This window comes from Streptomyces tendae (assembly GCF_014650435.1).
GTDB lineage: Bacteria > Actinomycetota > Actinomycetes > Streptomycetales > Streptomycetaceae > Streptomyces > Streptomyces tendae.
Genome location: NZ_BMUY01000005.1, coordinates 155,913 through 177,062 on the forward strand (window position 1 = coordinate 155,913; position 21,150 = coordinate 177,062).

Annotated in this window: 17 protein-coding genes; 7 read left to right on the forward strand and 10 right to left on the reverse strand. The window is 72.3% G+C overall.

The window, feature by feature from the left end; genetic code table 11:
• The first annotated feature begins 1 nt into the window (after position 1).
• Genes IE258_RS15505 through IE258_RS15515 form a run of 3 tightly spaced genes read left to right on the forward strand, consistent with a single transcriptional unit; the run spans position 2 to position 3,242 of the window.
• Positions 2–973 (forward strand): carbohydrate ABC transporter permease, encoded by a 972-nt coding sequence (locus IE258_RS15505; RefSeq protein ID WP_189743854.1) that lies wholly within the window; start codon positions 2–4, stop codon positions 971–973.
• Between the two features lie 5 nt (positions 974–978).
• Positions 979–1,806 carry a carbohydrate ABC transporter permease gene (locus IE258_RS15510; protein WP_189743856.1) on the forward strand — a complete coding sequence of 276 codons (828 nt, stop codon included), beginning with the start codon at positions 979–981 and terminating at the stop codon, positions 1,804–1,806.
• Between the two features lie 56 nt (positions 1,807–1,862).
• A complete protein-coding gene (locus IE258_RS15515; protein WP_189743858.1) occupies positions 1,863–3,242 on the forward strand; it encodes a GH1 family beta-glucosidase in 1,380 nt (459 codons plus the stop codon).
• Positions 3,243–3,285: 43 nt separating this feature from the next.
• Here IE258_RS15515 and IE258_RS15520 read toward each other — a convergent pair whose 3' ends face one another.
• The 6 genes from IE258_RS15520 to IE258_RS15545 all read right to left on the reverse strand — a co-directional run bounded on the left by IE258_RS15520 (position 3,286) and on the right by IE258_RS15545 (position 11,679).
• Complete coding sequence (locus IE258_RS15520) at positions 3,286–4,527, reverse strand: ROK family protein (protein ID WP_189743861.1); 1,242 nt, start codon at positions 4,525–4,527, stop codon at positions 3,286–3,288.
• A gap of 55 nt (positions 4,528–4,582) precedes the next feature.
• Complete coding sequence (locus IE258_RS15525) at positions 4,583–6,250, reverse strand: sialidase family protein (RefSeq protein ID WP_189743863.1); 1,668 nt, start codon at positions 6,248–6,250, stop codon at positions 4,583–4,585.
• An 82-nt stretch (positions 6,251–6,332) separates the two neighbouring features.
• A complete protein-coding gene (locus tag IE258_RS15530) occupies positions 6,333–8,417 on the reverse strand; it encodes a glycoside hydrolase family 2 protein (protein WP_189743865.1) in 2,085 nt (694 codons plus the stop codon).
• A 75-nt stretch (positions 8,418–8,492) separates the two neighbouring features.
• Complete coding sequence (locus IE258_RS15535; RefSeq protein WP_159324542.1) at positions 8,493–9,386, reverse strand: carbohydrate ABC transporter permease; 894 nt, start codon at positions 9,384–9,386, stop codon at positions 8,493–8,495.
• A 2-nt stretch (positions 9,387–9,388) separates the two neighbouring features.
• Entirely contained in the window at positions 9,389–10,321 is a 933-nt protein-coding gene (locus IE258_RS15540; protein ID WP_189743867.1) for a carbohydrate ABC transporter permease, read from the reverse strand.
• Entirely contained in the window at positions 10,318–11,679 is a 1,362-nt protein-coding gene (locus IE258_RS15545) for an ABC transporter substrate-binding protein (protein ID WP_189743869.1), read from the reverse strand. Before IE258_RS15545 ends, IE258_RS15540 begins: the two co-directional genes overlap by 4 nt.
• A 277-nt stretch (positions 11,680–11,956) precedes the next feature.
• Between IE258_RS15545 and IE258_RS15550 the strand changes: the two genes are divergently transcribed.
• The 3 genes from IE258_RS15550 (at position 11,957) to IE258_RS15560 (ending at position 15,123) form a co-directional block, all read left to right on the forward strand.
• Complete coding sequence (locus tag IE258_RS15550) at positions 11,957–12,979, forward strand: LacI family DNA-binding transcriptional regulator (RefSeq protein WP_161381493.1); 1,023 nt, start codon at positions 11,957–11,959, stop codon at positions 12,977–12,979.
• A gap of 121 nt (positions 12,980–13,100) precedes the next feature.
• Positions 13,101–14,273 (forward strand): MFS transporter, encoded by a 1,173-nt coding sequence (locus tag IE258_RS15555; RefSeq protein ID WP_189744404.1) that lies wholly within the window; start codon positions 13,101–13,103, stop codon positions 14,271–14,273.
• 109 nt (positions 14,274–14,382) lie between these two features.
• Entirely contained in the window at positions 14,383–15,123 is a 741-nt protein-coding gene (locus IE258_RS15560) for a maleylpyruvate isomerase family mycothiol-dependent enzyme (RefSeq protein WP_189743871.1), read from the forward strand.
• Between the two features lie 13 nt (positions 15,124–15,136).
• Here the strand turns inward: IE258_RS15560 and IE258_RS15565 are convergent, their stop codons facing one another.
• The 3 genes from IE258_RS15565 to IE258_RS15575 all read right to left on the reverse strand — a co-directional run bounded on the left by IE258_RS15565 (position 15,137) and on the right by IE258_RS15575 (position 18,537).
• On the reverse strand, positions 15,137–15,802 hold the full coding sequence (locus IE258_RS15565) for a response regulator transcription factor (RefSeq protein WP_127892258.1): 666 nt from the start codon (positions 15,800–15,802) through the stop codon (positions 15,137–15,139).
• 31 nt (positions 15,803–15,833) lie between these two features.
• The gene (locus IE258_RS15570) at positions 15,834–17,063 is read right to left on the reverse strand and encodes a sensor histidine kinase (RefSeq protein ID WP_189743873.1); all 1,230 of its coding nucleotides are present in this window, start codon (positions 17,061–17,063) and stop codon (positions 15,834–15,836) included.
• A gap of 214 nt (positions 17,064–17,277) precedes the next feature.
• Complete coding sequence (locus IE258_RS15575; RefSeq protein ID WP_189743874.1) at positions 17,278–18,537, reverse strand: geranylgeranyl reductase family protein; 1,260 nt, start codon at positions 18,535–18,537, stop codon at positions 17,278–17,280.
• 144 nt (positions 18,538–18,681) lie between these two features.
• Between IE258_RS15575 and IE258_RS15580 the strand changes: the two genes are divergently transcribed.
• Positions 18,682–20,037, forward strand: a complete 1,356-nt coding sequence (locus IE258_RS15580) for a dipeptidase (protein ID WP_189743876.1) — start codon at positions 18,682–18,684, stop codon at positions 20,035–20,037.
• Between the two features lie 59 nt (positions 20,038–20,096).
• Here IE258_RS15580 and IE258_RS15585 read toward each other — a convergent pair whose 3' ends face one another.
• Positions 20,097–21,140: an NUDIX hydrolase gene (locus tag IE258_RS15585; protein ID WP_189743878.1), complete on the reverse strand. Its 1,044-nt coding sequence runs from the start codon at positions 21,138–21,140 to the stop codon at positions 20,097–20,099.
• Positions 21,141–21,150 lie beyond the last annotated feature (10 nt).

Genomic DNA, 21,150 nt, shown 5'->3' on the forward strand with positions numbered 1-21,150 from the left:
CATGACCACGCCCATGCCCACGTCCACGTCTTCCGTCGGCGCGCAGGCGCCCGCGAAGGCGTCCACGTCGCCCGCCGCGCCGGACCCCGGCCGGATCGCGCGCCGCCGCAGGCTCGCCCAGTGGGGGTTCGTCGCCCCCGCCGTCGTCTTCATGCTGCTGTTCTTCGGCTACCCGCTCGTGCGCAACGTCGTGATGAGCTTCCAGGACTACACGCCGAAGACCTTCTTCACCGGTGAGTCGCCCTTCAACGGTGCCGACAACTGGTCCAACGTGTTCCAGGACGCCCTGTTCGGCAAGGCGCTGTGGCACACGCTCGTCTTCACGGCGGGCTCCCTGCTCGGCCAGTTCTGCATCGGCCTGGCGCTCGCGGTGTTCTTCAGCCGCCGCTTCCCGCTCAACGGGGTGCTGCGCTCGCTGATCCTGCTGCCCTGGCTGGTGCCCATGGTGGTGTCCGGCATCGTCTGGCGCCGCATCCTCGACCAGGACACGGGTGTGCTCAACTCGTTCCTGGACACGCTCGGGATCGGCGGGCACACGCCCTGGCTGACCAGCCCGGAGATGGCCCTGCTCTCGGTCATCCTGGTCAACATCTGGATCGGCATCCCGTTCAACATGGTCATCCTGTACGGCGGTCTCCAGGAGATCCCGAAGGAACTGCACGAGGCGGCCGCCCTGGACGGCGCCTCGGCCTGGCGGACCTTCCGCTCGGTGACCCTGCCGATGCTCAAGCCCGTCGTCACGGTCGTCCTCGTGCTGGGCTTTATGTCGACGGTGAAGATCCTCGACCTGATCCTCGCCCTGACCGACGGCGGCCCGGCCGACGCCACCCAGACGCTCGGCACCCTGACCTACCAGAACTCGTTCGTCCAGCTGGACTTCGGCGCGGGCGCCGTCGTCGGCAACGTACTCATCCTGATCTCCGCCGTGTTCGCGGTGTTCTACCTGCGGGCCAACCGCACCGAGGGGAAGTGACGTCCATGGCCTCCCACACGCCCACCGCCTCCCGGCGCCGCTGGGGCTCCACCGTCGCCGGCGTACTCATCCTGTGCGTGATGCTGTTCCCGCTGTACTGGATGCTCAACACCGCGCTCCAGCCCGACTCGGGGCTGCTCCAGGTCGACCCGGCGCCGGGCAGCCTGGACTTCTCCGGCTTCTCCAAGGCGATCAGCGACCAGGGCGGGCACCTGCTGACGTCGCTGGCGGTCTCGCTCGGCGCGGTCGCCATCTGCCTGGCGATCTCGGCACCGGCCGCGTACGGTCTCGCGCGGTTCGGGCTGCGCGGCTCGCGCACCATCGTGTTCGGCACGCTGATCACCCAGATGGTGCCGGGCATCGTCATCGCCAACGCGCTCTACAACTCCTACGTCGACCTGGGCCTGGTCAACTCCTACTTCGGCCTGATGCTGGCCGACGCCTCCCTGGGCATCCCGTTCTCCATCGTGCTGATGCGCTCCTTCATGGTGTCGATCCCGGGCGAGGTGATCGAGGCGGCGCAGATCGACGGCGCCGGTCCGGTCCGCACCTTCGTACGGGTGGTGCTGCCGATGAGCCGCAACTCGCTGATCACGTCGGGGCTGTTCGCGTTCCTGTTCTCGTGGAGCGACTTCATGTTCGCGCTCACCCTGAACACGACCGACGACGTCAAGCCCATCACCCTGGGCATCTACCAGTACATCGGCGCGCACGTGGGCGACTGGGGCTCGGTGATGGCCGCGTCGGTGCTGTCCGCGGTGCCCGCGGCGATCCTCCTCGTCCTCGCCCAGAAGTACATCGCCGCCGGGATCACCGGCGGTTCCGTCAAGTGAACCCCGCTCGCCCCTGAACCCGCACGCCCCGCAAGCACGGAGATGAGCAGCACAGCATGAGTGAGTACCCCGGTTTCCCGCCCGGCTTCGTCTTCGGCGCCGCGACCGCCTCGTACCAGATCGAGGGCGCGGCGACCGAGGACGGCCGCGGTCCGTCGATCTGGGACACCTACAGCCACACCCCCGGCCTGGTGGTGAACGGCGACACCGGTGACGTGGCCTGCGACCACTACCACCGCTACCCCGAGGACGTCGCCCTGCTGCGCGACCTCGGCGTGGACTCCTACCGCTTCTCGATCGCCTGGCCGCGCATCGTGCCGGACGGCTCGGGCGCGGTGAACCCCAAGGGGCTCGACTTCTACTCCCGCCTGGTGGACGAACTGCTCGCGGCGGGCATCGAACCGGCCGCCACCCTCTACCACTGGGACCTGCCGCAGGCCCTGGAGGACCGGGGCGGCTGGCGGGTGCGGGAGACGGCGGAGCGGTTCGCCGAGTACACGGCGGTGGTCGCGGAGCACCTGGGCGACCGGGTGCCCCGCTGGATCACCCTCAACGAGCCGTGGTGCAGCTCCTTCCTCGGCTACTCCATCGGCCGGCACGCGCCCGGCGCCAAGGAGGGCCGGGGCGCGCTGGCCGCCGCCCACCACCTGCTGGTCGGCCACGGGCTGGCGGTGAAGGCGCTGCGGGCGGCCGGGGTGCGCGAGGTCGGCATCACGCTCAACCTGGACCGCAACCTGCCCGCCACCGACTCCCCGGCCGACCTGGCGGCGGTGGTCCGCGCGGACACCCAGCACAACCTGGTGTGGACCGAGCCGATCCTCGCGGGCCGCTACCCGGCCACCGAGGAGGAGACCTGGGGCGAGCTGATCACCGGCGCGGACTTCCGGCGGGACGGCGACCTGGAGCTGATCTCCCAGCCCCTGGACTTCCTCGGCGTCAACTACTACCGGCCGATCGTGGTCGCCGACGCCCCCCACCGCGAGAGCGACCCGGCCCGCCGCGTGGCCACGGACAACCGGTACGAGGAGGTACGGCACCCCGGAGTGCGGCACACGGCGATGAACTGGCCGGTCGTGCCGGACAGCTTCACCGACCTGCTCGTCGCCCTGAAGCAGCAGTACGGCGACGCGCTCCCGCCGGTCCACATCACCGAGAACGGCTCGGCGGAGGACGACTCGGCCGCCGCCGACGGCACGGTCCACGACACCGACCGGGTCGACTACCTGCGCGACCACCTCACCGCGCTGCGGGCGGCGATCGACGCGGGCGTGGACGTACGCGGGTACTACGTGTGGTCCCTGCTGGACAACTTCGAGTGGGCGTACGGCTACGACAAGCGCTTCGGCATCGTGCGGGTCGACTACGACACGCAGCGGCGCACGCCGAAGGACAGCTACCGCTGGTACCGGGAGATGATCGCCGCCAACCGCGGCTGAGGCAGGCCGGGCGCGGAGGGCTGCCGGGCGGCCGCCCTCCGTGTCAGCCCGCGTCCCGTTCCGCGTACGCCGCCGGGTCGGCCAGCACCTCGCGGACGATCACGCCGGCCGCGCCCCGGGCCGCGTCGCCGAGCGAGGACGCGGCCCGCAGCCGTTTGCCGTCCTCGCTCCACAACCCGGAGACCACGCGCCGGGCCAGTTCGCGATCGACGGTCGGGGCGAGCCAGTCCATCAGCTCGCGGTAGACGCCGCCGAGCATCACCGCCTCCGGGTCGAAGAGGTTCACCGCGCCCGAGAGCACCACGCCCAGTTGCCGACCGGCCCGTTCGATCGCGGACAACGCGGACGGATCGCGCTGCCGGGCCCGGCGTTCGAGTTCGGCGACGCCCCGCACACCCGCGTCCGCGTCGATGCCGGCCGCGGTGAGCAGCGCAGCCTGTCCGGCGTACTGCTCCAGGCAGCCGTGGGCGCCGCACCGGCACCGCGGGCCGTCGGGGTCGACGACCATGTGCCCGATCTCCCCGGCGAAGCCGTGCGCGCCGCGCAGCAGCCCGCCGCCCAGCACCAGGGCGCCGCCGATGCCGATCTCACCGGTCAGGTAGAGGAAGCTGCGTACGCCCTCGGTGCCCGCGCCGAACCACAGCTCGGCGAGGGCGGCGGCGTTGGCCTCGTTGTCGGAGCTGACCGGCAGCGGCCGGTGGGCCGGGCGCAGGGCGAGGAGCGCCTGGGCGAACAGTCCCTCGACGGCGACCCGCTGCCAGCCCAGGTTGGGTGCCTGGCGCACGGTGCCGCCGGTCACCAGGCCGGGCAGCGCGACATGGACGCCGGCCGGTACGAGGTCCTGCTCGGCTGCCGAGCCGATGGCGCGCGCCGCCAGCCGGGCCGCGCGCGCCAGGACCTCCGAGGGCTGGACCCCGCGGTTGTCGACGTGCTCCACGAGCCGCACCCGGTCGGTGCCGGCGAGGTCGACGACGCACACCGCGATGTAGTCGATGTTGATCTCGACGCCGAGTCCCGCCGGGCCCGAGCGGGACACCTTCAGGACGGTGCCGGGCCGGCCCGCCTGGCCGCTGCTGGTCTTGCCCCATTCGGAGAGGACGCCGTACTCCAGCAACTGCTCGACCAGGGACGACACCGCCGCGCGCGTCAGTCCGACGTGCGTGGCGACACCGGCCCTGGTCGCCTCCCCCGCGTCGTGCACGGCCCTCAGGACCAGGCTGAGGTTGTGCCGTCTGACCGTGGCCTTGTCTGCCTTCGGTGCCAGGGGGGTGAGGTTGTTCATCATGGTGCTGTCGAGCGTATGCGACACCCGGGGCGCGGGGCCCCGGGTGCTCCGGCGGCTAGGCCGGCAGGTTCCACTTCTGGGTGCCGAGGCCGTTGCAGTCGTAGATCTGCAGCTTGGTGCCGTTGGCGGTGCCGCCGGACGGGATGTCCAGGCAGCGGCCGGACTGCGGGTTGAACAGCGAACCGTCGGCCCGGTGGCGCCACTGCTGGCCGCCGACGCCCGGGGCGCAGTCCCACACCTGGACCTTGGTGAAGTTGGCCGTGCCGTTGCCGTCGATGTCCAGGCACTTGCCGAACGCGCGCACCGTGCCGTCGGGGGCCACGGACCAGCGCTGTCCGGTGGCGGTGCTGCAGTCCCACAGCTGGGCGGCGTGGCCGTTTCCGCTGGTGTTGGTGTCGACGTCCAGGCACTTGCCCGCGACCCACGGCGTGGTGACCTGGCCGACCGGTCCGCCGAGGCCGCCGGTGCCGAAGCGGACCTGGCACTGGTTGCCGGTGCCGAGCCAGGTGGCGGTCAGGTAGAGGAAGGAGGTGCCGTCGGCGCGCGGCACGATCGGTGAGCTGTAGCCGGGGCAGGAGGGCTCACCGGGGTTGTAGCCGCCGGTGGGGTCGGTCAGGACCGGGGCCTCGATCTCCGTCCACTCCCCCGCGCCGAGGTGGGTGTTGGCGAAGACCACGGAGCCGGACTCCGACAGCACGGTCTTGTTCCCGGTGGGTCCGCTCACCACGCGCTGGCCGGACATCAGCAGCGTGCCGTCGGGGCCGCCACCCGGTACCCAGGCGAGGTAGGGGGTGTGCAGCAGTTCCCTGCCGTCGGCGGTGCGCACCAGGGTGCCCGGGTTGTCGGCGGGCGCCCAGTTCAGGCCGTCGGGGCTGGTCTTGGTGTACACCTCGCAGGCGTGGTCGGCGTCGGTGGCGTCCCGGCACATCTCGTAGGCCATCATGAACCGCCCGTCGGGCAGCGGGACGACGATCGACATGCCCGGGCGGGCGAGGTTGTCGGCGGGGAAGGCGACGTCCTGGGTGAGTGTCCCGCTCCAGGTGCGGCCGCCGTCGGTGGAGGTGTAGTGGCCGATGACCTGGTTGTTGGTGGGGCTGCCCGCGGGCCGCTCGTCGGAGATGAAGCAGGCCAGCGTGTTGTCGGGAGCCAGCAGGAACCAGGGTTCCCAGATGCCGTGCCCGATGGTGTCGGGCAGGCCGCTGGTGCGGGTGCAGTCGGAGAGGTACTGCCAGCTCTGGCCGTGGTCGGTGCTCTTGAACACCTCGACGCGCTGGGTGGTGTAGTCACCGGCCTGCCAGGCGGTGCCGGCGGCGAGGAGGTCGCCCTGGTTCAGGCCGTTCGCGGTGCGCGGCACCTCGTAGAGGACGGGTGCCTCGATGTCCCAGCCCGGGGTGTGCGAGGTGATGGTGGAGATCGGCGCGGCGCTCCAGGTGCGGCCGCCGTCGGTGCTGCGGTGGACGGGCAGCGTGTTGGTGGCGCCCTGTTCACGCCGGGCGTAGGTGGCCAGCATGGTCTGCCCGGCCGAACCGTCGTGGTCGAGGCGGACGGCGCGCGGATAGCTGTCGTCGCCCTGCGGATGGGCCGCGAGGTCGGGCGACGCCAGGACCTGTCCGGCGGGCGTGGCCGACGCGGGCTGCGACCACAGGGACAGCAGGGCCGTGAGGAGGGCCAGGACACCGAGCAGGGCGGGTGATCGTCTGAGGGTGAGTGACGGGTTGCGCACGGATCGACTCCTTGGTGGTGGGGATGTCGGGTGGTGCGGGATCGGTGGGGTGGATCGCGGGAGGTCGGATCGTCGTAGTGGGTCAGGCGGTGGGGCGGGCCTGCGGGTCGTCGCCGATGTACGGGTCGGTCCGCGTGTCCACGTCCAGCGCCGTCCGCGCGGCCACGGTGCCGTCCACGACGAGCGCCAGGTGCAGCCGGCCACTGACCCAGCCGTCGGGCAGCGTGGCGGGCACGGTGACGGCGGCGCCGAGGACGTACGGCTTGGCCTCCGCGCGGCAGCCGGGGACGGCGTCGCCGGGCGCGTCGGGCGTCCTGGCGTACACCGGGGTCCAGGTGGTGTGCAGGGTGCCCGCGACCGGGTCGGCCCCGTGGTGGGAGACGTGGACGTCGACCGTGACGTCGCGGTCGGAGGTGAGCAGGTCGCGGCCGGGTGCCACCGGCGTGACGTCCAGGACGAGGGTGGTCGGCGCGTTGGCGTGGGCCGGGTCGACGCCCGCGAGGTCCTTCGTGCCGCGCCCGAAGTCCAGCAGCCCGGCGCTCTCGTGCTCGATGTCGTACAGCTCCGTGTACACGTACCCGGCGAGCCGGTCGTGGCGGCGCAGCTCCTGGGTCTGCCAGCGCAGGTGCCAGGCGCGGTCCAGGCCGGTGAAGCCGCCGCCGTACTCGCTGTTGAGGTTGGGCAGGCCGCGCAGCGGCTGGCCGGGGACGGCGAGCTTCTTGTGGACGACGAAGTCGGGGCCGAGCTTGACGGGGAAGTCGTCGCGTTCGCCGGAGAGCAGGTCGGCGACGGTGGTGGCCCAGGAGGCGGCGCTCTCGTCGTAGTAGTGCCAGTCCAGCAGATCGGTCCTGACGTGGGTCCAGCCGGAGTTGTCGACGACCGGGCGGGTGGCGTCGAGGGCCTTGAGGCGGTCGTAGGCGTCGGCGGTGGCGCGCTGCTTGGCCAGGTCGCCGGGGATGTCCCAGTCCAGGCCCCATTCCTCGTTGTACAGGCCCCAGATGACGATGGCGGGGCTGTTGCCGTCGCGTTCGACCATCGGCTCGATCTGCTCGGCGAAGGCGGCGGTGGAGGCGGGCGAGAAACGGCCGGGCGAGGCGGGCTCGGCCCACAGGAGCATGCCGAGGGTGTCGGCGTGGTGGGTGAAGCGGGGATCCTCCAGCTTGAGGTGCTTGCGGACGAGGTTGTAGCCGGCCTCGGCCGCGAGTTCGAGGTCGCGGCGCAGGGCGGTGTCGTCGGGGGCGGTGATGCCGGTTTCGGGCCAGTAGCCCTGGTCGAGCACGCCGCGTACGAACAGCCGCCGCCCGTTGAGGTACAGGGACTCGCCGTCGACGGTGATGGTGCGCAGTCCGGTGTACGCGGCGACCCGGTCGGTGCCGTCGGCGGAGGTCAGTTCGGCGTCGACGTGGTAGAGGTGCGGGTCCTCCGGCGTCCACAACCTGGGCGCGGAGAGCGGAAGTTCGGCAGCGAGCCGTCCATCGGGGTCCACGGTCGCCGTGACGGCCGTGTCCTCGTCGCGTACGCGCAGCCGCAGTTCGGCGCGGTCCGCCGCGGGACCGTGCACGACGGCTTCGACGGTGATGCCGGTCAGGTCGTCGTTCGGGCGCAGCCGGAGTGCGGCGAGATGGGTGGCGGGGCGGGCCTCCAGCCAGACGCTCTGCCAGATGCCGGAGGACGGGGTGAAGCAGACGCCGTCGTAGTCGTCGCGGGGCATGCTGCGCTGCTTGCCGTGGGCGATGTCCCGCTTGTCGGCGGGGGCGTGGACCCGGACCGTCAGCAGGTGGTCGCCGCCGTCGCCGAGGGCGTCGGTGACGTCGGCGGCGAAGGGGGTGTAGCCGCCCTCGTGGTGGGCGACCTCGGTGCCGTCCACCCAGACCGTGGCGGCGTGGTGCACGGCACCGAAGTGCAGGACGACGCGCTGTCCGGCCCAGTCGGCCGGCACGGTGAACGTCCGCCGGTACCAGGCGGTCTGCAGCCAGTGCTCGGCTATCCCGGAGGCGGGTGTCTCCCAGGCGAAGGGCACGGTGATCGCTCGGTCGTAGCCGTCGGGCGCGTCGGCGGAGTACCGCTCGGCGGGGTCGGCCCGGAAGTCCCAGGCGCCGTTGAGGGTGAGCCAGGAGTGGGACCGGTCGAAGTGGGGCCGGGGGTATTCGGGACGGGGGGTGGTCATGGACGTGAGTGCTCCGATTCGGTGCGGCTGCGGGAGAGTCGGCGGTGTACGGGGGCGGTCGGTACCGGGGGAAGCTCAGCCCTTGACGCTGCCCGCGAGGATCCCGTTGATGAAGTGGCGTTGCAGCAGGACGAACAGAGCCAGCACGGGCAGCATCGCGATGCTCCCGGCGGCGAGCAGTTCGCCCCAGACGGTCGCGAAGTCGGCGCCGACGCGGTTGCCGGTGACGTTCTGCGCGAGGGTGGAGAGCACGACCTGGAGCGTCTGGTGGCTCTCGTCGTTGACGGCGACGACCGGCCAGACGAAGTCGTTGTAGATGTTCATGGCGGTCAGGACGCCGAGCGCGGCGATGCCCGGCCGGATGACCGGCACCACGATCCGGGCGAAGATCCCGAACTCGCTCGCCCCGTCCACGCGTCCGGCGTCGAGGAGTTCGTCGGGCACGGCCGCGATGGTCTGCCGCATCCAGAAGATGCTGAAGGCGTCGATGCTGCCGGGCAGGATCAGCGCCTGGTACGTGTTGACCCAGCCCAGTTGGCTCATCTCAAGGAGCAGGGGGATGACCAGCACGAGGGTCGGCAGCATCAGCGTGAGCATCAGCACGCCGAAGAGCAGGTTCTTGCCGGGGAAGCGGTACTTGGCGAAGGCGTAGCCGGCCAGCGGGCAGAAGAACATGGTCATCGCACCCTTGACGGCCACGACGAGCACGGTGTTGACGAAGCCGGTGCCGATGGGCACGTCGTCGAACATGGCCCGGTAGTTGTCGAGCGTGGCGGAGCCGAGCGAGAAGGACAGCGGGTCGCGGACGATGTCGGTCGGCGGCTTCAGCGAGGAGCTGACGGCCCACCAGATGGGATAGACGAACACGAGGGCGAGGAGGCCCAGCACCAGGTACTGGAGCGGCCCCGGCCGGGGCTGGGACAGGCTCCTGCCCGGCTTCTTGGTCCGGCTGGTCATGAGGCTGGTCATGGTCACTCGTCTCGGGAGCGGAGCAGGCGCACGGACAGCAGGGACAGGGCGAACACCAGCAGCACCAGCAGGAAGGAGTTCGCGGCGCCGGTCCCGAGGTCGGACGCCAGGATGTGGTTGTAGAGGTACAGCCCGCCGGTGGTGGTCGAGCCGTACGGGCCGCCCTGGGTGACCACGAACGGTTCGGCGAACATCTGGAACACCGCGAGGGTCTGCACCACGACGAGGAAGGCGATGCTGCGCCGGACCAGTGGAAGGGTCAGCGACCAGAACTGCCGCTTGCGGGAGGCACCGTCGAGGTCGGCGGCCTCGTACACGTCGCCGGGTACGGCCTGGAGTCCGGCGAGCAGGATGATGATCGCGAACCCGGTGGTCTTCCACAGGAACAGCAGCGCGAGCGTCGGTTTGGCCCAGACGGTCGACTGGAGCCAGTCGATGTCCGGCAGACCGACCAGGTTGAACAGGTGGTTGACCAGCCCGTAGTCCGTGTCGAAGGCGACGATCCACACCTGGGCCATCGCCACCAGCGGGGTGACGAACGGCGCGATGAAGGCGACCCGGAACATGCCGCGCAGCCGCAGCCGCGCGTTGGCCAGCAGCACCGCGGCGGCCAGGCCCCCGACGATCTGGAGGGGCACGATCAGCAGCCACATCACCGCGCTGTTGCCCAGCGAGGACCAGAACTCCTCGCTGGTGAGCAGGTAGGTGTAGTTCTCCAGGCCGATGAAGTTCGCCCGGCCCGCGCCCTTCCAGTCGGTGAAGCTCAACTGGAGTGCGAAGACGAGGGGGTAGAGGCCGAAGGCCGCGAAGACGATGTAGAACGGCGCGACGAAGAGGTAGGGCGCGAGGAAGGGCTTGCGGCGGGAGCGGGTGGGGCGCGGCGCGTCGGGCGCCGCCCGTTCCTTGCGCGGCGGGGTGAGGGTGCCGGAGGTCATGCGCGGTCCACCAGGTTGCGCTGGATCTTCTTGGTGGAGTCGTCGATGACGTCGTCGGGGGCCATCTTCCCCTCGATGAGCCGCTGGAGGTTGTTGCCGAGGTAGTCGACGGACTTGGCCCACCAGGCGGGGATCGGCGCGGCGGACGGGATGGTGTCGGCGGCGTCCACAGCGACCTTCCACAGGTCCTGTCCGCCGAGAGCGGCCACCGGTTCGAACAGCGGCTTGTCGGGGCGGCGGGCGGGGCCGTAGCTCGGCACGGAGGTGGTCAGACCGCCCGGGTAGACCTCGCTCGGCCCGTACACCGCGCTGTAGCCGGGCTCCTTGAAGCACAGGAACTCGTAAAGCAGCCAGGCGAGTTCGGGGTTCTTCGCCTTCGCCGGGATGATGAAGCTGCTGCCGCCCATGGCGCCGCTGCGCGCGCCGCCCGGGGTCCAGGCCGGCAGGGGTGCGGCCCGCCACTTGCCCTTACCCTTCTTCAGCAGCTGCTGGGGGGCGAAGGACCACCACACCGCCCAGGGGACCAGGGCCTGCTGACCGTTCTCCAGGGCGGCGAGGTCGGCCTGCTTGAGGTATTCGGTGTGGGTGACCAGGTCGTCGTCGACGGCGTCCCGGACCCAGTTGAGGATGTTGCGGTACTCCTTGGAGTCCAGCCGCACCTGCCCGTCGGCGTCGGCGAGGCTGGTGCCCTGCTGGCCCGCGAGCATCTCCAGCCAGAGCTGGCCGAGGAAGGGGTCCTTCTCCATGTGCAGGGGGCGGGCCTTGGGGTTCTTCTCCCGCAGCGAGCGGGCCGCCGCCAGCAGGTCGTCGTAGGTCTTCAGCCCGGCCGGGTCGACACCGGCGTCCTCCAGCAGGTCCTCGCGGTACCAGAGCAGTCCGGGGTCGAGGTCCCAGGGCACGCCGTAGATCCGGCCGCCGACGGTGTTGACCGAGAGCTTGTACGCCGAGGTCTTGTCGCGGTAGGGCGCTATCAGGTCCGTCAGGTCGTACAGGTGCTCCACCTGGCCGCCGATCTTGGCATCGTCCCAGAAGCTGCCGTCGGGCAGGTCGGTGCCGCTGATCAGGGTGTTGGCGAGCTTGGCGTCGATGTCGACGGCCTGGTGGTTGACCTTGACGTCCGGGTATGCCTTGCGGAAGGCGTCGATCGCCGCGTCGAAGACCTTGAACAGGTCGCCGGAGCGGTTCCAGATGGTGATCTCGCCCTTGGCCGACGCGCTGGGCGTCCCGGTGAGCTTGCGCGGCTCGGACCCGGAGGAACCGGGGGCGCACGCCGCGAGGGGACCGGCGGCCGCGGCGAGCGCGCCGGCGCCGAGCGCGCCGCGCAGAACGCTGCGCCGCGGGACGAATGATCTGGACATGAGCACGGCTCCTCGGTCGGGAATGCGGGCTGGGTGCGCGAGACGGAGTGGCTGAGCAGGGGTGGACGTGGACGCGCGCAGGCGTCGTCGGCGGCGCGGCGGCAGGCACGAGGCCCCGGCCGCCGCCCACGCTTTGCAACGATGCAGAGATGATGCGTCGCCTTTTGCAACGATGCAATAGCTGAGTAACATCAACCTGCATCGGCGCTGGTCCACACCGGCGCGAACACGAGATGCTGCCGACCGAGGCCCCGCGGGGGCCGTGAGGGGGAACTGGATGGCCGGCTCCACGCTCCGCGACGTCGCCCGACGTGCCGGAGTCTCGATCCGCACCGTGTCCAACGTGGTCAACGGGTCGGTGCCCGTCTCCGACGAGTTGCGGGTACGGGTCCAGGCCGCGCTCGACGAACTCGACTACCGGCCCAACCTGGTGGCCCGCAACCTCCGCCGGGGCCGCAGCGGCATGATCGCCCTGGTCGTCCCCGAGCTGGACGTGCCCTACTTCGCCGAGCTGGCCCGCGAGGTGATCACCGCGGCCCGCACCCACGGGTACGTGGTCATGCTCGACCAGACCGACGGCGACGGCGAGCGCGAGCGGGAGCTGCTGGGCCGCGAGTCGCGCGCCACGATGTTCGACGGCCTGCTGCTGAGCCCGCTGTCCATCTCGGCGGACGAACTGCGCCGCCGCACCAACCGGGTGCCCGTCGTACTGCTCGGCGAGCACATCTTCAACGGCAGTTTCCACCACGTGGCGATCGACAACGTCGCCGCGGCCCGGGACGCGACGGAGCATCTGCTCGGGCTCGGCCGTCGGCGCATCGCCGCCATCGGCGACCAGCCCTACAGCACCGGCGAGACCGCGCAGTTGCGTACGACGGGCTACCGCCAGGCGCTGGAGCGGGCCGGACTCACCGTCGACGAGCAGCTGATCGTCCCCACCCCGCGTTTCCACCGCCACCTCGGCGCCGAGGCGATGGAGCGGCTGCTCGCCCTGCCCGAGCCGCCCGACGCGGTCTTCTGCTACAACGACCTGCTGGCCATCGGCGCCATGCACACCCTGGCGCGGGCCGGTGTACGGGTGCCCGACGACATCGCCGTCGTCGGGGTCGACGGCATCCAGGAGGGCCGGTACAGCTCGCCGTCGCTCACCACCGTCGCCCCGGACAAGGCCGCGATCGCGCGCACGGCGGTCAGCACCCTGCTCGGCGTGATCGACGGCTCGGCGCCCGCACCGACGGAGGCCAAGGCGCCGCACCGGCTGCTGGTGCGGCAGAGCACGACGGGGGCACCGGTCGACTGACGACGCGCAAACCTCCGCGCGCCAGCCCCCTCCCCAGCCCCGGCCACCCTTGCCGCGCCCCCGGTCCCGCACCTAGCCTGACTTTGTGCCGCAAATAAACAAAGCCCGATCGCACAACGCCGTGCCGGGCACCCGCGACGACCTCACCCGTCTCCGAATCGCCCTGACCGCCTTCTTCGCCCTCGACGGCTTCGTCTTCGCCGGCTGGGTGGTCCGGATCCCCGCCATCAAGGAGCAGACCGGCGCCTCCGCCAGCGCCCTGGGACTCGCCCTGCTCGGCGTCTCGGCGGGTGCCGTCGTCACCATGACCCTCACCGGACGACTCGTCCGCCGCTACGGCAGCCACCCCGTCACCGTCGCCTGCGCGGTCCTGCTCTGCCTCAGCATCGCCCTGCCCCCGCTCACCCACTCCGCACTCGCCCTCGGCGCCGTCCTGCTGGTCTTCGGCAGCGCGTACGGCGGGATCAACGTCGCCTTCAACAGCGCCGCCGTCGACCTGGTGGCCGTACTCGGGCGCCCGATCATGCCCAGTTTCCACGCGGCGTTCAGCCTCGGCGGCATGGTCGGCGCCGGGCTCGGCGGGCTGGTCGCCGGATCGCTGTCGCCGACGCGGCACCTGCTCGCCCTCACCATGACCGGACTGCTGGTCACCCTGTTCGCGGGCCGTGCCCTGCTGCGCTGCGAGCCCGCCGCACCGCCGGAGCGCGCACCCGCGCAGGACGGCGCCCCGCACCACCGGGACCGCCGTACCCGTCGCCTCGTCGTCACCTTCGGCCTGATCGCCCTGTGCACGGCGTACGGCGAGGGCGCGATGGCCGACTGGGGCGCCCTGCACCTGGAGCAGGACCTCGACGCCTCCCCGGGCCTGGCGGCGGCGGGCTACTCGTGCTTCGCCCTGGCCATGACCGTCGGCCGGCTGACCGGGACGACGCTGCTGGAACGGCTGGGCCGGACGGCCACGGTGGTGGCGGGCGGCACCACCGCGGTGGCCGGCATGCTGCTCGGATCGCTCGCGCCCTCCGTGTGGGTGGCGCTGTTCGGCTTCGCGATCACCGGTCTGGGGCTCGCCAACATCTTCCCGGTCGCGATCGAGCGGGCCGGCGCGCTCGGCGGCCCGAGCGGTGTCGCGACCGCGTCCACCCTGGGCTACGGCGGCATGCTGCTCGGCCCGCCCGCGATCGGTTTCATGGCCGACTGGCTGTCCCTGCCCGCCGCCCTCACCAGTGTGGCCGTGCTCGCGGCGGTGGCGGTGCTGGTCGCCATCGCGACGCGACGCGCGGCGGTTCCCGGCTGAGCCGCACGGCGCAAGCCCGTCGGGAAGCTGAGCCGCACGGCGCCACCCCGTCGGGAAGGTGCCGGTGGGGCCTGCCGTCGAGTCCGCTCCGTGCGGCGGACTCTCTGCCGTGAAGACCGCCGCGTACGCCGAGATCCTGGACCGTGAAGGTGCGTTGCCGGCCGCGGCCGCCGAGGCGGCGGGCAGCGGCGCCGAGGTGCCGACCTGCCCCGGTTGGCGGGTGCGGGACCTGCTGCGGCACACGGGAACGGTGCACCGCTGGGCGACGATGTTCGTCGCCGAGGGGCTCACCGGTCCGCGGCCCGCCGCCGGCCTGACCGACCTCGACGGCGCCCCGCTGCTGGCCTGGTTCCGGGAGGGCCACGGGCGGCTCGTCGAGACGCTCGCGGGCGCCGCACCGGACGTGCGGTGCCGGCACTTCCTGCTCGCCCCGTCACCGCTGGCCTTCTGGGCCCGGCGCCAGGCGCACGAGACGACCGTGCACCGGATCGACGCCGAGTCGGCGCGCGGCGTTGAACCCACCGGTGTCGGCGCGGACTTCGCGGTGGACGGCGTCGACGAGCTGCTGTGCGCCTTCCACGCCCGCGAGAAGAGCGCCGTGCGCACCGAGGAGCCCCGCACACTGCGGGTGCGGGTGACGGACGCGCCGGACGCCGTCTGGACCGTACGGCTGTCCGCGCGGCCGCCGGTGACCGTACGGGAGGACATCGGGGACGCCGACTGCGAGCTGTCCGGACCCGCCGCGCTCCTCTACCCGGCGCTGTGGAACCGCCGGCCGTTCCCGGAGGTGACCGGCGACGGTTCGCTCGCCGCGTTGTGGCGCGAGCGGTCGGGCGTCACCTGGAGGTGAGCCGGCGGCGGCGTCAGCCGAGCCAGCCCGGCCGCACCAGACCCGACTCGTAGGCGAGGACGACCAGTTGGGCGCGGTCGCGGGCGCCCAGCTTCACCATGGTGCGGCTGACGTGGGTCTTGGCGGTCAGCGGGCTGACGACCAGCCGGCGGGCGATCTCCTCGTTGGACAGTCCGATGCCGACCAGGGCCATCACCTCGCGCTCCCGCTCGGTCAGCCGGGCCATCTCGCCGGCCGCGGCGGGCTCCTTGGAACGCGCCGCGAACTCGGCGATCAAACGGCGCGTCACCCCCGGCGACAGCAGCGCGTCACCGTCCACCACCGCCCGCACGGCACGCAGCAGTTCCGCCGGTTCGGTGTCCTTGACCAGGAAGCCGGACGCCCCGGAACGGATCGCCTCGAAGACGTACTCGTCGAGTTCGAAGGTGGTGAGCATGACCACCTTCACGTCGGGCAGCCCCGGGTCGCCGGTGATCCGGCGGGTGGCGGCGAGGCCGTCGAGCAGGGGCATGCGGATGTCCATGAGGACGACGTCGGGGCGCAGTTCGCGGATCGAGCGCACCGCCTCCTCGCCGTCGGCGGCCTCGGCGACCACCTCGATGTCCGACTGCGCGTCCAGCAGCGCGCGGAATCCGGCCCGGACCAGTGACTGGTCGTCGGCGAGCAGTACGCGGATCACCGGTCGTCCTCCTTCGACTGTGCCGTACGTGTCACGTGGCCGCCTTCTTCACGTCGATCGGCAGAGCCGCCAGCACCCGGAAGCCGCCGTCCGGACGCGGGCCCGCCTCGATGGTGCCACCCAGTGCCGCCGCGCGCTCCCGCATCCCGGCCAGCCCGTTGCCGCTGCCGCCCGCCTCGGCGCCCGTCGCGGGGCCGTCGTCGTCGACGCGCAGGAGCAGCGTGCCCCCGTCCCGGTCGAGTCGGACACGCGCGTGCCGGGAACCGGAGTGCCGTACGACGTTGGTGAGCGCCTCCTGCACGATGCGGAACGCGGCCAGGTCGGTGCCGGGCGACAGCCGCGGCGGCTTCCCCTCCACCTCGACGGTGAGACCCGCGCTCGCCGCCTGCTCGACCAGTTCGGGGAGCCGGTCGAGGCCGGGGGCCGGGGCGCGCGGCGCGTCCCCCGGGGTGCGCAGGGTGTCGAGTACCTGCCGCACCTCGCCGAGCGCCTCCTTGCTCTGGTCCTTGATGGTGCTGAGGGCGGTGCGGGCCTGTTCCGGGTCGGTGTCCAGGAGGGCCAGTCCCACGCCGGCCTGCACGTTGATGACGGAGATGCTGTGGGCGAGTACGTCGTGCAGCTCGCGGGCGATCCGCAGCCGCTCCTCGTCCGCGCGCCGCCGCGCCGCCTGGGCCCGCTCGGCCCGCTCCCGCGCCCACTGCTCGCGGCGGGCCCTGGCCAGCTCGGAGAGGGCCGCGATGGCCACGACCCAGGTGGCGATCACGAGTTCCTGCCCCCAGGACGCGGCCGAGTCGCCGGACGGCGGCAGCCACCGGTAGAGCCAGTGCGCCACCAGGGCGTGCCCGGCCCACAGCGCCCCCATCGCCGCCCAGGCCGCCTTGCGGTGCCCGGCGACGACGGCGCTGAAGCAGGCCACGGCGACGGCGACGAACACCGGGCCGTACGGGTATCCGGCGCCCAGGTAGACCAGGGTGGTGACCGCCGTGCCGAACACGACAGGCACCGGATACCGCTGCCGCCACAGCAGGGCGGCCCCCGTCACGAACAGCAGCGTGCGGGCGAAGGGGTCCAGAGCGGCCCGCTCCGCCTCCTGGGCGTGGGCGGCGAAGTTCGAGCCGAACGTCACGAACGCCGTGATGAGCACGGTGGAAAGCCAGGGCCACCGAGGGCGCTGCTCCTCGTCGCCCCGCCGGTTCCACCACGGGGGCCCGTGCCGCCACCACTGCGGCGCCCGGCCCGCGCGCTCGCGCTGTCCGTCCATGTCCGCCACGCTAGACGCCGGGCCCCGCGGACGGCGTCACCCGCGCGTGGTGATCACACGTACTCCCGGCGAAGTACGCCCGCGCACGACCGCGCACCCGCCACCGGACGTCAGGGGAACACCGGGGCGACCGAGTGGGCGAGCCGGTCGGGCGCATGGTGGAAGAACGTCTCCCGGTCCTCGACGACCCGGTTGAACTGTCCGGACACCGGCGTCAGACGCCGGTCTCCTCCCCCGCGGGCGGCTCGGACTGCGCGGACGGCGCGGGTCGCCGGTCCATCGCCCCCAGCGCCCGCTGGGCCAGCGGATGGCTGCGGACCAGCTCGCCCAGCGAGGTCGAGCCCTGCGTGATGTCCTTGAACGCCTTCCACGCCGGGCGGAAGCCGGTCAGGGCCGCGTGGAAGAGGCCCGGCCGGCGCTCGAAGACCGTCAGCATCCGCTTGCCGACGCTCATCTCCACGCCCAGGCCGGCCTTGATCGCGAACGCGTAGTTCAGGGCCTGCTTGCGCGCGTCCACCGCGTCGTGGGCCTCGGAGATGCGCACCGCCCACTCCCCGGCGAGCCGCCCCGAGCGCAGTGCGAAGGAGATGCCCTCGCGGGTCCACGGCTCCAGGAGCCCGGCCGCGTCCCCGCAGACCAGGACCCGGCCGCGCGAGAGCGGCGAGTCGTCGGCGCGGCAGCGCGTCAGGTGGCCGGAGGAGATGCTGGGTTCGAATCCGGCCAGCCCGAGCCGGGCGACGAAGTCCTCCAGGTACCGCTTGGTCGCCGCGCCCTCGCCCCGTGCCGAGATCACCCCGACCGTGAGTGTGTCGCCCTTGGGGAAGACCCAGCCGTAACTGCCGGGGATCGGGCCCCAGTCGATGAGCACCCGGCCCTTCCAGTCCTCGGCGACCGTCTCGGGCACCGGGATCTCCGCCTCCAGGCCGAGGTCGACCTGGTCGAGCTTCACCCCGACGTGCGCGCCTATCCGGCTGGCGCTGCCGTCCGCGCCGACCACGGCCCGGGCCAGCACCGTCTCGCCGCCCTGGAGGACGACGGCGACCGTGCGCCGGTCCGGCACCGCCGAGCCGTGCTGCTCCACCCGGGTCACGGTCGCCCCGGTGCGCAGCTCGGCGCCCGCCTTCTGGGCGTGCTCGACGAGCTGCAGGTCGAACTCGGGCCGGTTGATCAGCCCGAACAGCATCTGCCGGGAGCGCCGGGTCCGGGTGAAGCGCCCGTTGTTCGAGAAGGTCACCGCGTGCACACGGTCCTGGAAGGGCAGCTCGAAGCCGGGCGGGAGGGTGTCGCGCGAGGGGCCGATGATGCCGCCGCCGCACGTTTTGTAGCGGGGCAGGTCGGCCTTCTCCAGCAACAGGACGCGCCGCCCCGCGACCGCCGCCGCGTAGGCGGCCGAGGCCCCCGCCGGTCCCGCGCCCACCACGACCACGTCCCAGACCTGACGCGCGTCGTCCGCCGAAGAGTTCTCGCTGCTCACGATGGTCTACTGCTCCGATCAAACCGCATGCCGCACCTGACCCCCGCATCCTACGGCGGGCATCGCCGCAGGCCACTGTGGGAGGATCGGCCCGTCATTCCAAGTACTCCTTGGTACAACGTCGCACCCACAAGGAGCGTGCCCATGTCGTCGAATCCGGTCGCCGAGACCGTCGCTTCGCTGATGCCCCGCGCGAAGGAGGAACTGGCCGCGCTGGTGGCCTTCAAGTCGGTGGCCGACTTCGACCAGTTCCCGCGCACTGAGAGCGAGGGTGCCGCCAACTGGATAGCGGCGGCCCTGCGCACCGAGGGCTTCCAGGACGTGGCCCTGCTGGACACGCCGGACGGCACGCAGTCGGTGTACGGGTACCTGCCGGGGCCCGAGGGCGCGAAGACGGTGCTGCTCTACGCCCACTACGACGTGCAGCCGCCGCTGGACGAGGCGGGCTGGGCCACTCCGCCGTTCGAGCTGACCGAGCGCGACGGCCGCTGGTACGGGCGCGGCGCCGCGGACTGCAAGGGCGGCGTGCTGATGCACCTGCTCGCGCTGCGCGCGCTGAAGGCGAACGGCGGCGTGCCGGTGCACGTCAAGGTCATCGCCGAGGGTTCCGAGGAGCAGGGCACGGGCGGCCTTGAGCGGTACGCCGAGGCACACCCCGAGCTGCTGGCCGCGGACACCATCGTCATCGGCGACGCGGGCAACTTCCGGGTCGGCCTGCCGACGGTCACCTCCACGCTGCGCGGCATGACGCTGCTGCGCGTGAAGGTCGACACGCTCGAAGGCAACCTGCACTCCGGCCAGTTCGGCGGTGCGGCGCCCGACGCGCTGGCCGCCCTGATCCGCGTACTGGACTCGCTGCGCGCGGAGGACGGCTCGACGACGGTCGACGGTCTGGCGGCGGACAGCGCCTGGGAGGGGCTGGCCTACGACGAGGAGCAGTTCCGCCGGGACGCGCGGGTGCTGGACGGCGTGGAGCTGATCGGCTCCGGTTCCGTCGCCGACCGGATCTGGGCGCGGCCGGCCGTCACGGTGCTCGGCATCGACTGCCCGCCGGTCGTCGGCGCCACCCCGTCGGTGCAGGCGGGCGCGCGGGCGCTGGTGAGCCTCAGGGTGCCGCCGGGCGTGGACGCGGCCGAGGCCACCAAGCTGCTCCGGGCCCACCTGGAGACGCGTACGCCGTGGGGCGCGCGGGTCGCCGTCGAGCAGATCGGCCAGGGCCAGGCGTTCCGCGCCGACACCACGAGCCCGGCGTACCAGGCCATGGCGGACGCGATGGCGGTGGCGTACCCGGGTGAGGAGATGCAGTACGCCGGTCAGGGCGGCTCCATCCCGCTGTGCAACACCCTGGCCTCCCTCTACCCGGAGGCGGAGATCCTGCTGATCGGCCTGAGCGAGCCGGAGGCGCAGATCCACGCCGTGAACGAGAGCGTGTCCCCCGAGGAGCTGGAGCGGCTGTCGGTGGCGGAGGCGCACTTCCTGCGCAACTACGCGGCGAGCTGAGTCCGCTCCCGTCCCGCGTTCTGCCGGCACAGGGCCTCGCCACCCGGTGGGGCCCCGCCTCAGCCGACCGGTGTGCCCGCCTCCAAATAGTGCGCGGCGCCGCGTTCCCGGGCCCGCAGCGCCCAGCGCAGCCGCTCGTAGCGGACCGGGGGCAGTAGGTCGGCGGCCTCGTCCTCGGTGGCGAAGCGCCAGTCGCGCAGCTCGGATCCGGGCAGCAGCACCCGGTCGGCGGCCGCGGTGTCGAGCCGGCCGCCGTCGAAGAGCAGCCGCAGACCGCCGTGGGCGGGGGGCGCCGGCGGTTCCCAGTCGACGACCAGCAGGGCCGGTACGTCGTCGAGGCTGAGCCCGGTCTCCTCGGTGACCTCGCGCATGCCGGCGCGGGCCGGTGCCTCGCCGGGTTCGACCACGCCGCCGGGGAACTCCCAGCCGGGTTTATAGGTGGGGTCGACGAGCAGGACCCGGTCCCGCTCGTCGAAGAGCAGGACGCCGGCGGCGACGGTCTCGCCGGTGGGCTCCGGAGTCTGCACGATCTCGCAGGCAGGCACGGCGCCCGTGCCGACGGCCTCGGCGACCCGGACGGCCGCTTCGTAAGGGGTGAGGGCGCCGGTGTCGACGGGGTGGGCGTCGGCGGTGAGCCAGGAGGCGAGGGCGGCGCGGTAGGGCTCGATGTGGTCGTAGGACCACTGCCGTACCCGCATCTCGCCGTCCGGCAGGTCGTCCGGTGTCTCGCGGCTCGCTATTCGCTCCCGCAGGATCGTTTCGGCCGGGGCCAGCAGGACGTGCCGGACCTCGATCCGGCGGGCGGCGAGACCGCCGAAGATCTCGTCCCGGTACTCCTGGCGCAGCAGGGTCATCGGGACCACGAGCGTCCCGCCGAGCTCGGCGAGCAGCGCGGCCGCCGTGTCGATCACCAGCCGGCGCCAGATCGGCAGGTCCTGGAAGTCGCCCACCTCGGCCAGGCGTTTGGGCGGCAGCAGGTGCGCGAGCGCCCCGCCGATGACCTCGGGGTCGAAGAGCGTGCTGTTCGGGATCAGTTCGATCAGTTCCCGTGCGGTGGTGGTCTTCCCCGCACCGAACGCGCCGTTGATCCAGACGACGGTCACAGGTCCCCCT

What these genes read in the sequence shown, in the direction of transcription:
- IE258_RS15535 (WP_159324542.1), bottom strand. Translation starts at nt 9,386, where the DNA reads ATGACCAGCCTCATGACCAGCCGGACCAAGAAGCCGGGCAGGAGCCTG.
- IE258_RS15580 (WP_189743876.1), top strand. Translation starts at nt 18,682, where the DNA reads ATGTCGTCGAATCCGGTCGCCGAGACCGTCGCTTCGCTGATGCCCCGC.
- IE258_RS15515 (WP_189743858.1), top strand. Translation starts at nt 1,863, where the DNA reads ATGAGTGAGTACCCCGGTTTCCCGCCCGGCTTCGTCTTCGGCGCCGCG.
- IE258_RS15530 (WP_189743865.1), bottom strand. Translation starts at nt 8,417, where the DNA reads ATGACCACCCCCCGTCCCGAATACCCCCGGCCCCACTTCGACCGGTCC.
- IE258_RS15570 (WP_189743873.1), bottom strand. Translation starts at nt 17,063, where the DNA reads ATGGACGGACAGCGCGAGCGCGCGGGCCGGGCGCCGCAGTGGTGGCGG.
- IE258_RS15520 (WP_189743861.1), bottom strand. Translation starts at nt 4,527, where the DNA reads ATGATGAACAACCTCACCCCCCTGGCACCGAAGGCAGACAAGGCCACG.
- IE258_RS15550 (WP_161381493.1), top strand. Translation starts at nt 11,957, where the DNA reads ATGGCCGGCTCCACGCTCCGCGACGTCGCCCGACGTGCCGGAGTCTCG.
- IE258_RS15505 (WP_189743854.1), top strand. Translation starts at nt 2, where the DNA reads ATGACCACGCCCATGCCCACGTCCACGTCTTCCGTCGGCGCGCAGGCG.
- IE258_RS15510 (WP_189743856.1), top strand. Translation starts at nt 979, where the DNA reads ATGGCCTCCCACACGCCCACCGCCTCCCGGCGCCGCTGGGGCTCCACC.
- IE258_RS15540 (WP_189743867.1), bottom strand. Translation starts at nt 10,321, where the DNA reads ATGACCTCCGGCACCCTCACCCCGCCGCGCAAGGAACGGGCGGCGCCC.
- IE258_RS15545 (WP_189743869.1), bottom strand. Translation starts at nt 11,679, where the DNA reads ATGTCCAGATCATTCGTCCCGCGGCGCAGCGTTCTGCGCGGCGCGCTC.